This is a genomic window from uncultured Sphingomonas sp., assembly GCF_964244235.1.
Taxonomy (GTDB): Bacteria; Pseudomonadota; Alphaproteobacteria; order Sphingomonadales; family Sphingomonadaceae; genus Sphingomonas.
In genome coordinates this window covers 1-14,198 of the sequence record NZ_CAXTII010000010.1, presented here as the reverse complement: position 1 = coordinate 14,198, position 14,198 = coordinate 1, and the positions used below count along the sequence as shown (strand labels likewise).

General features: G+C 66.6%; 14 protein-coding genes and 1 pseudogene. 4 read left to right on the top strand and 11 right to left on the bottom strand.

Going from position 1 to position 14,198, the window contains the following annotated elements; genetic code table 11:
* Positions 1–423 precede the first annotated feature (423 nt).
* Positions 424–1,059 (top strand): PilZ domain-containing protein, encoded by a 636-nt coding sequence (locus ACFE7D_RS03320; RefSeq protein WP_375394008.1) that lies wholly within the window; start codon positions 424–426, stop codon positions 1,057–1,059.
* Between the two features lie 20 nt (positions 1,060–1,079).
* On the opposite strand, the gene ACFE7D_RS03315 is transcribed toward ACFE7D_RS03320, so the two are convergent.
* The 5 genes from ACFE7D_RS03315 to rpmF all read right to left on the bottom strand — a co-directional run bounded on the left by ACFE7D_RS03315 (position 1,080) and on the right by rpmF (position 4,091).
* A complete protein-coding gene (locus ACFE7D_RS03315; protein ID WP_375394007.1) occupies positions 1,080–1,448 on the bottom strand; it encodes a MerR family transcriptional regulator in 369 nt (122 codons plus the stop codon).
* 9 nt (positions 1,449–1,457) lie between these two features.
* Positions 1,458–1,763: an integration host factor subunit alpha gene (locus tag ACFE7D_RS03310; protein WP_174286594.1), complete on the bottom strand. Its 306-nt coding sequence runs from the start codon at positions 1,761–1,763 to the stop codon at positions 1,458–1,460.
* Positions 1,764–1,878: 115 nt separating this feature from the next.
* Entirely contained in the window at positions 1,879–2,847 is a 969-nt protein-coding gene (locus tag ACFE7D_RS03305) for a beta-ketoacyl-ACP synthase III (RefSeq protein WP_375394006.1), read from the bottom strand.
* On the bottom strand, positions 2,844–3,887 hold the full coding sequence (plsX, locus tag ACFE7D_RS03300; protein ID WP_375394005.1) for a phosphate acyltransferase PlsX: 1,044 nt from the start codon (positions 3,885–3,887) through the stop codon (positions 2,844–2,846). The genes ACFE7D_RS03305 and plsX overlap by 4 nt, the downstream gene beginning before the upstream one ends.
* Positions 3,888–3,911: 24 nt before the next feature.
* On the bottom strand, positions 3,912–4,091 hold the full coding sequence (gene rpmF, locus ACFE7D_RS03295) for a 50S ribosomal protein L32 (protein WP_375394004.1): 180 nt from the start codon (positions 4,089–4,091) through the stop codon (positions 3,912–3,914).
* Between the two features lie 192 nt (positions 4,092–4,283).
* Here rpmF and ACFE7D_RS03290 point away from each other — a divergent pair, with 192 nt between their 5' ends.
* Both ACFE7D_RS03290 and ACFE7D_RS03285 read left to right on the top strand, forming a co-directional pair.
* A complete protein-coding gene (locus ACFE7D_RS03290; RefSeq protein WP_375394003.1) occupies positions 4,284–4,724 on the top strand; it encodes an MAPEG family protein in 441 nt (146 codons plus the stop codon).
* Positions 4,724–6,355 (top strand): M28 family metallopeptidase, encoded by a 1,632-nt coding sequence (locus ACFE7D_RS03285; RefSeq protein ID WP_375394002.1) that lies wholly within the window; start codon positions 4,724–4,726, stop codon positions 6,353–6,355. The genes ACFE7D_RS03290 and ACFE7D_RS03285 overlap by 1 nt, the downstream gene beginning before the upstream one ends.
* A 3-nt stretch (positions 6,356–6,358) precedes the next feature.
* Here the strand turns inward: ACFE7D_RS03285 and ACFE7D_RS03280 are convergent, their stop codons facing one another.
* Entirely contained in the window at positions 6,359–7,027 is a 669-nt protein-coding gene (locus ACFE7D_RS03280) for an MBL fold metallo-hydrolase (protein WP_375394001.1), read from the bottom strand.
* A gap of 71 nt (positions 7,028–7,098) precedes the next feature.
* Here ACFE7D_RS03280 and ACFE7D_RS03275 point away from each other — a divergent pair, with 71 nt between their 5' ends.
* The gene (locus ACFE7D_RS03275) at positions 7,099–8,505 is read left to right on the top strand and encodes a phospholipase D-like domain-containing protein (RefSeq protein ID WP_375394043.1); all 1,407 of its coding nucleotides are present in this window, start codon (positions 7,099–7,101) and stop codon (positions 8,503–8,505) included.
* Between the two features lie 51 nt (positions 8,506–8,556).
* On the opposite strand, the gene ACFE7D_RS03270 is transcribed toward ACFE7D_RS03275, so the two are convergent.
* From ACFE7D_RS03270 to ACFE7D_RS03250, 5 genes and pseudogenes are all read right to left on the bottom strand, one after another.
* On the bottom strand, positions 8,557–8,751 hold the full coding sequence (locus tag ACFE7D_RS03270) for a hypothetical protein (RefSeq protein WP_375394000.1): 195 nt from the start codon (positions 8,749–8,751) through the stop codon (positions 8,557–8,559).
* A gap of 90 nt (positions 8,752–8,841) precedes the next feature.
* Positions 8,842–10,041 carry a pyridoxal phosphate-dependent aminotransferase gene (locus ACFE7D_RS03265; protein WP_375393999.1) on the bottom strand — a complete coding sequence of 400 codons (1,200 nt, stop codon included), beginning with the start codon at positions 10,039–10,041 and terminating at the stop codon, positions 8,842–8,844.
* 46 nt (positions 10,042–10,087) lie between these two features.
* The gene (gene pabB / locus ACFE7D_RS03260) at positions 10,088–11,926 is read right to left on the bottom strand and encodes an aminodeoxychorismate synthase component I (RefSeq protein ID WP_375393998.1); all 1,839 of its coding nucleotides are present in this window, start codon (positions 11,924–11,926) and stop codon (positions 10,088–10,090) included.
* Positions 11,923–13,464, bottom strand: a complete 1,542-nt coding sequence (locus ACFE7D_RS03255) for a peptide chain release factor 3 (protein ID WP_375393997.1) — start codon at positions 13,462–13,464, stop codon at positions 11,923–11,925. The genes pabB and ACFE7D_RS03255 overlap by 4 nt, the downstream gene beginning before the upstream one ends.
* Before the next feature lie 161 nt (positions 13,465–13,625).
* Positions 13,626–14,198 (bottom strand): annotated as a pseudogene (locus tag ACFE7D_RS03250) (aldose 1-epimerase family protein); the annotation flags it as partial.

The following is a 14,198-nucleotide window of genomic DNA, read 5'->3' as shown; positions in this document are numbered from 1 at the left end:
CCGACCGTTTTTCGATTCGCGCACGCGCCCATGCAATAAAGGCGTCGTGCACGTCATGATCTGGAACCGCGGTCGCGACCGCGTTGAGATAGGCGGACAATCTGTAACTCTCCGAAACGACTCATGAACGTACGAACCGCCGATCCAGACGCATCACACCCTATTCCACCCGGTTGGCAACCGGCATGCCATGAAACGTGTGCGCCGAAGCGGCGTCATGGCGGGTAAAGCCCGGCATCCGCCTGATCGGCGGATACGAGATCGCGTGCGCGATCGCGGCATGGCGGCTGGACGACGCGACCTATTGGCAGCCCGTGAAACTTCGCGCGCGACTGATCCGGACGATGCGGCGAACCGAAGCGCATACAGCGCTGTTGGAAGCGAAATATTTACCGCCCGCTGCGAAGACCAAGGGGGGAGATGATGAACCTGTCCGATCCTGAAACGCCGATGATCACGCCTGCCGCGGCGGGACCGGAACGCCGTACGGGCAAGCGCCATTCGCTGGTGCTGCTTGTCGGCAAGGTGCTGGATCCCGCGGGCGCGCACGCATGTCTGGTCCATGACGTTTCGCCGACCGGGCTGATGGCGCGGTTCATCAAATTGCCGGTCGCGGGTCAGCGGACCTGTATCGAGATTCGCGGGCTGCCGCCGATCGACGCCACCGTCCGCTGGGTCGAGGGTTTCAGGGCGGGGATCGAGTTCGACACGCGCCAGGACGTGGAGTGCGTGTTCAAGGTGAAGCGCGACGACGGCCTCGTCGCCCGCGCGCCGCGTTTCCCCATCAGTGCGCCGGCCCTGCTGCGTATCGGAGCACAACGGATCAAGGTGGAGGCGCTCGACATTTCGCCCGGTGGTACGAAGCTGACCGCGAATATCGGCGTACAGCGCGGGCAGACGGGACAGGTTCTCCTGACCGAAACCGGTACCGCGTTGTTCGGCACGGTCTGTTGGGCCTATGATGGCCGTCTGGGGTTCAAATTCGTCGTTCCGATGCCGCTCGCGACCTTGTCCGAGATTCTGGCGAACCAGCAGACGCACCGCGCTGCGACGGAGTAAGGCCCTGTCCAGTCAGGACGTCAGCCGCGTTGCAAAGCCTCGTCGTCCGCCAGCGCACCGACGAGCATAGCGCGGATGGCGCGGATCGCCGGCCCCCTATCGGAACCGACCGGCGGATCGCCGGGTAGGTCGCCCGCCTCCCCTGCCAGCAATTGCTGCACGCCACGCACCGTATAGCCGTCGCGGTTGAGGAGCCGATCGATCCGCCGGACGAGTGCGGTGTCCTCGGGCCGGTAATACCGCCGATTGCCCGCGCGCTGCACCGGGCGCAACTGGACGAACCGCGTCTCCCAATAGCGTAGGATGTGCTGGGGCAGCCCGGTGTCGCGCGACACCTCGCCGATCGTCCTGAACGCCGTCGCCGCCTTGTCCGGCATGTCGCGCGGCATCGATGTATGTTATCCGGCACCGACGATGCGGTCGCGCATCATCTGGCTGGCGCGGAAGGTCAGCACGCGGCGCGGCGCGATCGGCACTTCGACGCCGGTCTTCGGGTTGCGCCCGACACGTTCCCCCTTGTCGCGCAGGACGAAAGTGCCGAAACCCGAAATCTTGACGTTCTCGCCACGCGACAGCGCCGCGCACATGTCGTGAAGGATATGTTCCACGATCTTCCCCGAGTCGGTGCGGGACAGACCAACCTGACGGTGGAGCATCTCGGCCAAGTCGGCGCGGGTCAACGTCCCCACCGGCATCACACTCATATCCATCGACAACAGCCCTCCCCGGCTCGGAGGCACAGCCTATCACACCGACCAAAGCCGGGAAAAGGATTAAATCACCGGATGCGTAACGACAATCCCGTGGATTTTCAACGCGTCAGAAACGCACCACAGCGGCACCCCAGGTGAAGCCTCCGCCCATCGCTTCGAGGACGATGATTTGTCCCTGCCGGACACGTCCGTCGCGCACCGCTGCATCGAGCGCGAGCGGGACCGAAGCGGCGGAGGTGTTGGCATGGCGGTCCACGGTCACCACGACCTTCGCGGCCGGCAAGCCGAGCTTGCGTGCGGTCGCATCGAGGATCCGCGCGTTCGCCTGATGCGGTACGACCCAATCGACCGCCTCCGCGGTCACCCCGGCGAGCGCGAGCGCTTCTCCCATCACCGATGCCAGGTTGTTCACCGCGTGACGAAAGACCTCGCGGCCCTTCATTCTGAGCTTGCCGACGGTGCCCGTCGTGGACGGCCCGCCATCGACATAGAGCAGCGCGTTGTGGCGGCCATCGGCATGCAGCTTGGCGGCCAGGATGCCGCGACCTTCGCGCTCGTCGCTCTCACGCGCCTCGAGCACGATCGCACCTGCGCCATCGCCGAATAGCACGCAGGTGGTGCGGTCTTCCCAGTCGAGGATGCGGCTGAACGTCTCCGCGCCGATAACGAGCGCACGCTTCGCCGCACCGCACCGCAGCATGCTGTCGGCGACCTGCAGGGCATAGAGAAAACCCGAACACACCGCAGCGACGTCGAACGCGACGCAATCATCGATGCCGAGCATCGTCTGCACCTTCGTTGCCGAGGCGGGGAAGGTCTGGTCCGGGGTGGCGGTCGCGAGTACGATCAGATCGATATCCTGCGCCGGAACGCCCGCCGCCGAGAGCGCGGCGCGGCAGGCATCCGCGGCAAGCGACGCGGTCGTTTCCCCGGGCCCCGCAATGTGGCGGAAGCGGATGCCGGTGCGCTCGACGATCCATTCGTCGGTTGTGTCGACCGTGAGCGCCAGTTCCGCGTTGGAAACGCGCCGGACAGGCAAGGCGGAACCGGTACCGGTAATGACCGAACGGATCACGCCGCCTGCTCCATATGACCAAGATCGTCGCCGATCCGGCGGCACAGGTCGTTGCGCACCATCTTCACCGCATTGCCGATCGCGGTGGCGACGCCGACTTCGTTTGCGCCGCCATGACTCTTCACGACGATGCCGTTCAGCCCCAGGAAGACCGCGCCGTTATGGTTGTTGGGATCGAGGTGATCGCGCAGCAATTCGGTGGCCGGACGCGAGATGAGAAAACCGATCTTGGAGCGCATCGAACTGCTGAAGGCACGGCGCAGCAGATCGGCGACGAAGCGCGCCGTGCCCTCCGCGGTCTTCAGCGCGATATTCCCGGAAAAACCGTCGCACACGATCACATCGACTTCGCCGCGCGACAGCCGATCGCCCTCGATGAAACCTTCGAACTGCATCGGCAAATGGGTCGCGGCGCGCAGGCGTGCGGCGGCGTCGCGGATCTCGCCGGTGCCCTTCTGATCCTCGCTGCCGATGTTCAGCAGCGCGACGCGCGGGCGTTCGAGGTCGAGCGTCGTCCGCGCATATGCGGCGCCCATGACCGCGAACTGGACGAGATTGCGTGCATCGCATTCCGTATTCGCGCCGAGATCGAGCATGACCATGTCGGTCGCGCCAAGCGTCGGCAGCAGCGCGGCCAGCGCCGGACGATCGATACCCGGCAACATCCGGAGGCTGAGCTTTGCCATCGCCATCATCGCACCGGTATTGCCGCTCGACACCGCTGCCGCCGCGCGACCCTGCTTCACCAGGTCGATCGCGATCCCCATCGACGTCATCCTGGCGCGACGGATCGCCTGGGTCGGCCGCTCGCTCGAGCCGACCATTTCGGGTGCGTGGACGATCTCGGCATGCTGCGCGAGGTTGGGATGGTTCGCCAACCCGTCGCCGATCGCGCGTTCGTCGCCGACCAGCAGGAACCGCGTACCCTCGAACCGACGCCGCGCACGCGCGACCCCGGCCAGCATCACGGCCAGCCCGTCATCCCCGCCCATCGCATCGACCGCGATCAGTGCGCGATCGGACGGGAATTGATCGGACATGCGTTCAGGCCTCGCTTAGGTCGATCAGCCCTCGACCGAGACGATCTCGCGGCCGTTATAATGACCGCACGAGCCGCATAGGTGGTGCGGCCGCTTCAGTTCACCGCAATTGGGGCATTCCTGAAACGAGGCGGCGACCAGCGAGTCGTGGCCACGGCGCATGCCGCGCTTGGAGGGCGAAGTCTTTCTTTTGGGGACGGCCATTTCGGCACCTTGTTCATCTGGACCAGGATCGACCGGCCGGACCGAAAACACATACGGCCGACGGCATGACCGGCGGCCGCGTGGGCTGACGGCCGGACGCATCGCGAAGCGTGGCGCTATAGCGATTCCCGCCCGCGTTGCAAGCATCGCGCTCAGGTGGCAGGGCGGTGCATAACGATAAGGGGAGCCACCATGATCTTGCCGGTAACACTCACGATCGCCGCCGCCGCTGCGGTGATCAATCTGTGGCTCGCCTTCCGAATCGTGCCGACCCGGCTGAAGGACAAGGTGCTGGTCGGCGACAACGATGATCTGCGGCTTCGGTCGCGGATGCGTGCGCATGCCAACTTCACCGAATATGCGCCGTTCGTGCTGATCCTGATGGGACTGATCGAGTTGGCGGGCGCATCGCCCTTCTGGCTTCGGATCGCCGGAATCGCGTTCGTACTGGCTCGCGTGGCGCACGGTCTCGGCATGGACCGGACGACGACCAATCCGCTGCGTGGCGGCGGCGCGGTGGCGACCTGGCTGATCCTCGCCCTGCTCGCGGGCTGGGCGATCGCGATCGCCTATCGGGCGGGGCCAGTGCATATGCGCGGCACCATCAGCGTCGTGCCTGCGGCGCGCGGTTGATGCGCGTCCTGCCGACCATCGTCGCCGCCCTGCTGACCACCGCCGCGGCGGCACAGGACAAGGGGCCGATCGCGCCCGATCGTCTGTCCGCCGACGTCAAGACGCTCGCGTCCGCCGCGTTCGAGGGTCGCGCGCCCGGTACCCCCGGCGAAGCGCGGACGGTCGATTGGCTGATCGGCCAACTCAAGTCGATGGGGCTGGAGCCCGGTGGTCCCGGCGGCGCATGGACGCAAGCCGTGCCGCTGATCCATACTCGCACCGGTGCGGGGACGATCCGCGCGGGCGACCTGCCGCTGGTGCAGGGCCGCGACATCTATGTCGGCACCGATCGCGCGGTGGACCAGGTGGCGATCGCCGCCGCGCCGATGGTGTTCGTCGGCTACGGCGTCAACGCGCCCGAACGCGGTTGGGACGATTTCAAGGGCGTCGACCTTAAGGGCAAGGTCGCGGTCTTCCTGGTCAACGATCCCGATTTCGAAGCGGCGGCGGGCGACGATTCGATCGGCAAGTTCGGCGGGCGGCGGATGACCTATTACGGCCGTTGGACGTATAAATATGAAGAGGCCGCGCGGCGCGGTGCGGTCGGTGCATTGATCGTCCACGACACGCCGGGCGCTGGCTATGGCTGGTCGACGGTGACCGCGCCTGCGGGCGAGAATTACGATATCGTCCGCGCCGATCCGGCATCGGTGATGCTGCTGCAAGGCTGGCTGCAGGGCGATGCCGCAGCCAGGCTGTTTGCCGCTTCGGGGCTCGATCTCGCCAAGCTGCGTGCATCGGCGCGGCGCAGCGCATTCCGCCCGGTCACCTTGAAGACGCGTCTCTCCGTGGATTTGCCCGTCACCCAGGAACATATCGAAAGCCGCAACGTGCTGGCGAAGATCACCGGTACGCGCCATCCTGGCGAAGTCGTCATGCTGGGTGCGCACTGGGACGCCTATGGGCTCGGCAAACCCGACGCACAGGGCCGGACGATGCGCCCCGGCGCGAACGACGACGGGCTTGGCGTTGCCGGGGTGCTGGAGATGGCACGCGCGTTCAAGGCCGCGCCGCAAACCGACCGCTCGGTCGTCTTCGCGCTTTGGACCGGGGAGGAGCGCGGGCTGCTCGGGTCCGAGACCTATGCGGTCGCACCGGTCTATCCGGCGGCAAAGACGGTCGCGAACCTGACGCTCGACATACTACAGACCGCGGGGCCGTCGCATGACGTTCTGCTGGTCGGCGCGGGGCAGGATTCGATCGAGGGAATGCTGGGCGATGCGGCGACCGCGCAGGGTCGGGTGGTGACGCCCGAGGCATTGCCCGAGCGCGGGCTGTTCTACCGCGCGGACCATTTCTCGCTGGCGAAACGCGGCGTGCCGACGCTGCTGCTGATGGCGATCAGCGGTGCACCCGATCTCGTTACGGGCGGGCGTCCGGCGGGGCAGGCGTGGCTCGACGGTTACATGAAATGCTACCACCAGACCTGCGACGCCTGGGACGCTGACTGGAACCTGCGCGGCGCGGCGGACGATGTCGATCTGGTATATTCGGTCGCACGACGGCTGGCCGACGGACGCGACTGGCCGACGTGGAGCGCCGGGTCGGAGTTCAAAGATGTGCGTGACGCGACGGCGGCAGCGCGGCGTTGACGGTCAGGCCGACAGCGCGCGGTCGCTGACGAACATGTTGGTTGCGCGTTCGTGGCCGAAATTGCTGGCGGGGCCGTGGCCCGGGATGAACGCGGTCTCCGCCCCCATCGGCCATAATTTGTCGACGATCGACGCGATCAGCTGTGGGTGGTTACCACGCGGAAAATCGGTGCGGCCGACCGATCCCTGGAACAGCACATCGCCGACGAGCGCCAGTTTCGATGGCGCGTGGTGGAACACGACATGTCCGGGCGTGTGTCCCGGCGTTTCGTACACATCGAGCGCCAGATCGCCGATCGTGACGGTATCGCCCTCGACCAGCCAGCGATCGGGAACGAACGGCACGCCGCGGATGCCATATTTGGCGCCGTCCTCCGCCAGCGTATCGAGCAGCCAGCGATCCTCCGCATGCGGACCCTCGATCGCGACGCGGAGCATGTCCGCCAGCGGCTTCGCTTCGCCGGCATGATCGATATGCCCGTGCGTCAGCAGGACCTTTTCCACCGTCACGCCCTGGGCCGCGACGGCTGCACGGATACGGTCGAGATCGCCGCCGGGATCGACCACCGCCGCCTTCATCGTCGCCATGCACCAGACGACCGTGCAATTCTGCTGGAGCGGCGTGACCGGCACGATGACGGCGCGGAGCGGTGGTTGGGACGGCCTGGACATGCTTGCCAGATAGGCTGCGCAGTCCATCCGGGCAAATCCCCCCTCGTCGGCAGCCCGTCGGTCGGTCTAGGATCGCAGCTGTGACTCTCCCCGACCCCCGCACTGCCTGGTATGCCGCCGAATGGATCATCCGCATCGGCGCACTCGCCGCCGTGCCGCTGCGGCGCAGCCCGGCGGCGACCGCCAGCTGGCTGTTGCTGATCTTCTTCCTGCCCGTGCCGGGACTGGTGCTGTTCCTGATGATCGGGCGGCCGCATTTCCCGGAGTGGCGGCAGCAAAGGTGGAAGGCGTTGCATCCCTATTTCGCCGATATCGCCGCACGGATCGAGGCGGATGCGCCGCCCGGCGAATGCAGCGAGATCGGAGGGTTCGCGCATCGGCTGGGTCGGCTGCCGGCGTGCGGCGGCAACATGGTCGAACTGATCGACGATTATGACGGGATGATCGACCGGCTGGTTGGCGATATCGACGGTGCGGCGGAGCGGGTCGATATCCTGGTCTACATCTTCGCCAACGACATGGTCGGGCGGCGGATCGCGGCGGCGCTTGGTCGGGCCAGGACTCGCGGCGTCGCGGTTCGCGTCATGTTCGATCCGGTGGGGTCGCATCATTGGCGGCGGGGCACGTTGAAGCTGTTGCGCGGTATCGACGTCGATGTCCGCGAGGCGTTGCCCGTCCGGTGGCTGTGGCGGCGGACGCGGAGCGACATGCGCAACCATCGCAAGCTGTTCGCGATCGACGGGCGCGTCGGCTATGCCGGCTCGCAGAACCTGGTCACCAAGGATTTCCGCCCGGGCGTCGTCAATCGCGAACTGGTGGCACGAGTGACGGGCCCGGCGGTGGCATCCTTGATGGCGGTCGTCGCCGGCGACTGGAGTCTCGAAACCGAGGACGAGCCCGCCGCGGTCACGATACCCGATGCTGTCGGTCATGCCCGTGTCCAATTGCTGCCGAGCGGCGCGGATTATCCGTTGGAGGGATTCGAGACGTTGCTGGTCTGGCAGTTGCACCGCGCCTGCGACCGGGTGGTGCTCGTCACCCCCTATTTCATCCCCGACGAGGCGGTGCTGGCAGCGATGCGAAGCGCGGCGGCACGCGGTGTCACGGTCGATCTGATCGTATCGGCGGTCGTCGATCAGCATATCGTCCATCTGGCGCAATGTTCCTACTATGATGCGCTGCTCAGCGCCGGCATCCGCATCCACCTGTTCCGCGACTTCCTTCTGCACGCCAAGAATGTGTCCGTCGATTCGCGGCTCGGCATCGTCGGATCGAGCAACGTCGACCTCCGCTCGTTTCAGCTCAACGAGGAGGCAAGCCTGCTGCTTTACGACAGCGATGCCATCGGCGCGCTGGAACGGATCCAGGAGGCTTATCTGGACGGCAGCGACTGCGTGGATCTGATGACCTGGCGTGCCCGCCCGAAGGTCCGGCGGCTGATCGAGAATATCGCCCGGATCATGAGCCCGCTGCTCTAGGGTCCAAACCCGATCAGGCCAATGGTCGTGATCGGGTTTGGACCCTAATCCTCAACGCTGCTGGTGGACGATCGCGCCGATCCGCTGCGCGAAGCCTTGCGTCGCATCGGCCGGCTGCATCGCGAACAGGCCGATCGTGCCGAGCACGAACCCACCGGCGAACGGCAGGAAGAAATCCGGTTTGACGATGCCCCGCATATCCCACTTTCGAAAACCGCTGGTCGTCCCAGCTACGTGCCTGGTCATCGAACGGATGCGCGCGTTCGACAATGGCCTATTGCGAAACGCACGATTAACGCCCGCTTACGGATACCCCCTAACGCCGCGTTACGACGATCAGCCGAGCGCCGCGCACGCCGACTGGATCCGGCGACCCGCCTCGGCCAGCAATTCGTCCGACGTCGCATAGCTGATCCGCATCGCCGGGCTCAGCCCGAACGCCGACCCCTGCACCGCCGCCACCTTCGCATCGTCGAGCAGATAGGCGACGAAGGCATCGTCGCTGTCGATGATCTTGCCCGCCGGCGTCGTCTTCCCGATCAGCCCGGCGATCGACGGATAGACATAGAACGCGCCCTCCGGGGTCGGGCAATGCACGCCGGGGATGGCGTTCAGCATCCCGACGATCAGATCGCGCCGGACCTTGAACGCGGCGTTGCGCTCGGCAAGGAAGGACTGATCGCCGTTCAGCGCGGCGACCGCCGCGGCCTGTGCGATCGAGCAGGGATTGGACGTCGATTGCGATTGCAGCTTCGCCATCGCCGCGATCAGCCAGGCCGGGCCGCCGGCATAACCGATCCGCCAACCGGTCATGGCATAGGCTTTCGAACAGCCGTTCACCGTCAGCGTGCGCTCGTACAGCTGCGGACAGGCATCCGCCATCGTTGCGAACGGGAAGCCGTCATAGAGGATGTGTTCGTACATATCGTCCGCGAACACCCAGACATGCGGGTGGCGGTCGAGCACCGCGCCGAGCGCCACCATCTCGGCTTTCGTATAGGCGGCCCCCGTCGGGTTCGAGGGTGAGTTGATGACGACCCATTTGGTGCGCGGCGTGATTGCCGCCTCCAGCGCCTCGGGGGACAATTTGTAGCCGACCTCGGGCCCGCAAGGAACGACGACCGGGACGCCGCCCGCGAACTGGACGACATCGGGGTAGCTGACCCAATAGGGTGCCGGGATCACGACCTCGTCGCCTGCATCGACGCTCGAGACGATGGCGTTGAACAATGTATGCTTGCCGCCGACGTTCACGCTGATCTGGTTTGTGGCATAGGCCAGGCGATTGTCGCGCGCGAATTTGTCGACGATCGCGGATTTCAGTTCGGGCGTGCCATCGACATTGGTATATTTGGTCTTGCCGTCGCGGATCGCCTTGATCGCGGCGTCCTTCACGAAATCGGGCGTATCGAAATCGGGCTCGCCGGCACCGAGCCCGATCACGTCGATCCCGGCGCGCTTCAATTCCCCGACCCGCGCCGTGATCGCGAGCGTGGGCGAAGGGCTGATCCGGTCGAGCGCGGCGGAGGGATGCATGGCGGGCCTTTGCAAAAGCGACGCGTGGCCTATGCCGTGGTACATCCTATGGCGCAACCGCGGACACCGCGGGGATCAGCCCACGCAGCGCATTGCCGACGAACACACCGCCGGGGACGAGATCGGCGCGCGTCAACGACCGCTCGACCGCACGACCGGCGACGATCAGGTCGGCGCGAAGCACGCCCGGCAGCAGGCCGTCCGCCAGCGGCGGGGTGACCAGGATGCCGTCGCCCCGGGCCACGAACAGCGACGTGAAACTACCCTCGGTCAGGCGACCGTCGGGGCGTTCGAATATCACTTCGTCGGTCGCCGCCACCCGCCTCGCGGCGTCGTAGAACCCACGGTCGCTGGTCTTGTGCCGCAACCGGAAATCCCCCGCGGCCACGGGCAACGGCACGACCGCGATCGTCATTGCCGCCACCGGCTCCGGCATCGCCCCGACCTGAACCACGATCGCCCCCGACCGCGCCAGCAACAGCCGGATTCGCCGCGGCGTCCGCAACCGGAAGGTCGCGGCCTGCAGTTCGTTGCGCGCCGCATGCCGGTCGAATGCGAAGCCGAACGCCGCGGCGCTCGCATTCAGCCGCGCAAGGTGGAGGTCGAGCCGCTGCAACCCGGATTGCGGATCGAACGCCATCGTCTCGATCAGGTCGAAGCCGCGGTGGGTGCCGGCGGTCAGGAACGCGCTTTTCGCCAGGCATTCATCCCATTCGTCCGCCGCGACCGAGTCCGCGACGACACCCGATCCAAGTCCCATCGTTGCCGTGCCATTTCGAACCGTCAGCGTCCGGATCGCGACGTTGAACATCGCGTCGCTACCCGCAGCATCGGTGGCTGCGTCGATCCGGCCGATCGCGCCGCAATAGACGCCGCGGGTGCGGTCCTCGACGTCGGCGATGACCTCCATCGCACGGCTTTTCGGTGCGCCGGTGATCGATCCGCACGGAAACAATGCGGCGACCACGTCGACCGCGTCGCGGCCGGGGGCGATCGTCGCCGTGACGGTCGACGTCATCTGGTGCACGGTCGGATAATGTTCGACCGCGAACAATGCGGGCACCGCGACGCTGCCCGCGACCGCGACGCGCGACAGGTCGTTGCGCATCAGATCGACGATCATGAGGTTTTCCGCGCGCTGCTTGGGGTCCGCCGCCGGCGTCGCCGCCGCGGCGGCATCCGCTGCCGGATCGGGCAGGCGCGCCGCGGTGCCCTTCATCGGCCGGCAGATGAGTTGGTCGCCGTCGAGTGCGAAGAACAGTTCGGGCGACAGCGACAGGACCCAGCGGTCGCCGGTATCGATCAGCGCACCGTATCCAGCCCCCGACGCGGCGCGCAACCGGGCGAACAATGCCGCCGGATCACCAGCCACGGGGACGGTCGCGGCGAAGGTGAGGTTCGCCTGGTAGATGTCGCCCGCTGCGATCAGACCCAGGATGCGGGCGATGCGAGCGTCATAGTCGGCGCGGTCGATCGCGGGCTGTGCCGCACCGATCCATACGCCCGCCGGATCGGGGAGAAGCGCCGCGACATCGTCGACCGTGTCGTAACGGTCGAACAGGCCGAACCAGAGGAGGGGCCCGTTTTTCTGCGAACGCAGGAACCCAGGGTCATGGGCGTCGTCCTCGGGACCCTGGGTTCCTGCGTTCGCCGGGGAACGGATCGGGACGAATGCCGCTCCGGCTTCGTAGGCGAGGTAGCCCGCCGCGTGCAGCCCGCTCGCCGTCGCGGCCCGGACACGCTCGAGCGCAGCCGCCACCTCCGCCACCCGGACCGCCGCCACGATCTCCACCGGCCCCCGGTACAACCGCGCGACGGCCCCGCCCAGCCGTGCATCGTCGAGCAGGACATAGGGCGCATCGCCCAGCCCCCCGGCCCCGCTCACCGCTCGCGGGTCGCCGCGAAGCGGACCTTGGGGTAGCGGTCGGCGACATAGCCGATCTCCCACGCGCTTTTCGCCAGGAACACCGGATTGCCGTCGCGGTCCTTCGCCATCGCCGACCGGTTGATGTCGGTGAACGCCTTCAGGTCCGCGGGTTCGGCCGCCGAGATCCAGCGTGCGGTGTCGAACGGTGCCGGTTCCAGCCCGGCGGCAACCTTGTACTCCGCATCGAGGCGGCTGAGCAGCACCTCCAGTTGCAATTGCCCGACGACGCCGATGATCCAGTTCGACCCGATCTCGGGGTAGAAGACCTGCGTCACCCCTTCTTCCGCCATGTCGTCCAGGGCCTTGCGCAACTGCTTGGTCTTGGTGGGGTCTTTCAGGATCACGCGGCGCAGGATTTCGGGCGCGAAATTGGGCAGGCCGGTGAAGCGCACCTCCGCGCGTTCGCTCAGCGTATCCCCCACCCGTAGCGTGCCGTGGTTGGGGATCCCGATGATGTCCCCGGGAAACGCCTCGTCCGCCAGTTCGCGGTCTCTCGCGAAGAACAGGATCGGCGAATGTACCGCGATCGGCTTGCCTGTACCCGACGGGATCAGCTTCATGCCGCGCTTGAAGGTTCCCGAACACAGCCGCATGAACGCGATCCGGTCGCGGTGGTTGGGGTCCATGTTCGCCTGCACCTTGAAGACGAAGCCGGTGACTTCCTTCTCGTCCGGGGACACCGGCGCAGGCTCGGCCGGCTGCGCGCGCGGTGACGGCGCATAGTCGGCCAGCGCTGCGATCAGTTCGGCGACGCCGAAATCCTTGAGCGCCGATCCGAAATACACCGGCGTCAGGTCGCCGCTCCGATACGCCTCGACGTCGAACGCGGGATAGCCGATCTGCGCCAGCTCGACCTCCTCGGCGAAGCGTTCGGGCAGAATCACATCGGTATCGATCTTCCCTTGAAAGCCGCGGCTGTCGCCCTCTGGCCGGCTGACGCCGCCGCTGACGAGGTCCAGCACCCCCTCGAACTCTCCCCCCATCCCGATCGGCCAGCTCATCGGACAGACATCGAGCGCGAGCATGTCGGCGATCTCGTCGAGCAGCTCGAAAACCGGGCGGCCTTCGCGATCGACCTTGTTGACGAAGGTGATGATCGGCACGCTGCGCAGGCGGCAGACCTCGAACAGCTTGCGCGTCTGCGGCTCGATGCCCTTCGCTGCGTCGATCACCATCACCGCGCTGTCGACCGCGGTCAGCGTGCGGTAGGTGTCCTCGCTGAAATCCTCGTGCCCCGGCGTGTCGAGCAGGTTGAAGGTGATGACGCTCCCGTCTTTTTGGGCCTGCTCGAACGTCATCACCGACGACGTGACCGAGATGCCGCGCTGCTGCTCGATCTTCATCCAGTCGGAGCGCGCACGGCGGTTCTGGCCCCGCGCCTTCACCTCGCCCGCCAGATGGATCGCGCCGCCGAAATAGAGCAGCTTTTCGGTCAGCGTCGTCTTGCCCGCATCGGGGTGCGAGATGATCGCGAAGGTACGGCGGGGGGAACTCATCGGGTCGGTCGATCCAGGCTGATCGGGGTCGGAAGTGGACGAACCACACGGCACGTCCACGCCGAAATCACCCCCGCGCGAAATTTGTGGCTGGCCGGGGTGGGGAAGGCGCGCGACGTCATGCGCGCGCCTTGGCAGAGATTGCGCGTGTAGGACAGATGTCAGGGCACGAGCGTGATGTGCATCGCGATCCGCCTGGTTTCCCCGGCGGCCACTTCGAATACGCCCGGCTTGACGCGGAAATCGCCGGTGTAGCCTTCGGGATCGGCGATGCCGTGCCAGGGTTCGATGCAGACGAAACGCGCACCGGGCTTGGTCCAGATGCCGAGCCGCGGGGTGTCGGGGAATGCTACGTGCAGTTGCGGGCCGTCCGCCGCGCCATAGGTCACCGCCTGCGACTGGACCGGGTCCCAGACCAGCGCATCATCGACGAACAGGTTGTCGCGTAGGTACAGGACGCGACCGTCGAGCGGGCTGGCGCGCATGTCCGCCGCGATCTGGCCGTCGGGCGCGATCTTGCGGAGTAGTCCGGGTTCGTCCGCGGCGAAGGTGACGCGGTGGTCGGCACGCGGTTCGCCGTACGGCAACGGCCAGGCAAAAGCGGGGTGGAAGCCGAATTGCGCGGGCATCGGCGCGTCGCCGCCGTTTTCGATCTGCGCTTCGGCCGACAACGTCGCGCCCTCGATCCGGAACGCGATTTCCAGCACGAAGTCGAACCGGTAGCTCTTGCGGGT

What these genes read in the sequence shown, in the direction of transcription:
- ACFE7D_RS03290 (WP_375394003.1), top strand. Translation starts at nt 4,284, where the DNA reads ATGATCTTGCCGGTAACACTCACGATCGCCGCCGCCGCTGCGGTGATC.
- ACFE7D_RS03320 (WP_375394008.1), top strand. Translation starts at nt 424, where the DNA reads ATGAACCTGTCCGATCCTGAAACGCCGATGATCACGCCTGCCGCGGCG.
- ACFE7D_RS03270 (WP_375394000.1), bottom strand. Translation starts at nt 8,751, where the DNA reads ATGACCAGGCACGTAGCTGGGACGACCAGCGGTTTTCGAAAGTGGGAT.
- rpmF (WP_375394004.1), bottom strand. Translation starts at nt 4,091, where the DNA reads ATGGCCGTCCCCAAAAGAAAGACTTCGCCCTCCAAGCGCGGCATGCGC.
- ACFE7D_RS03310 (WP_174286594.1), bottom strand. Translation starts at nt 1,763, where the DNA reads ATGAGTGTGATGCCGGTGGGGACGTTGACCCGCGCCGACTTGGCCGAG.
- ACFE7D_RS03315 (WP_375394007.1), bottom strand. Translation starts at nt 1,448, where the DNA reads ATGCCGCGCGACATGCCGGACAAGGCGGCGACGGCGTTCAGGACGATC.
- ACFE7D_RS03255 (WP_375393997.1), bottom strand. Translation starts at nt 13,464, where the DNA reads ATGAGTTCCCCCCGCCGTACCTTCGCGATCATCTCGCACCCCGATGCG.
- ACFE7D_RS03265 (WP_375393999.1), bottom strand. Translation starts at nt 10,041, where the DNA reads ATGCATCCCTCCGCCGCGCTCGACCGGATCAGCCCTTCGCCCACGCTC.
- ACFE7D_RS03285 (WP_375394002.1), top strand. Translation starts at nt 4,724, where the DNA reads ATGCGCGTCCTGCCGACCATCGTCGCCGCCCTGCTGACCACCGCCGCG.
- ACFE7D_RS03280 (WP_375394001.1), bottom strand. Translation starts at nt 7,027, where the DNA reads ATGTCCAGGCCGTCCCAACCACCGCTCCGCGCCGTCATCGTGCCGGTC.
- plsX (WP_375394005.1), bottom strand. Translation starts at nt 3,887, where the DNA reads ATGTCCGATCAATTCCCGTCCGATCGCGCACTGATCGCGGTCGATGCG.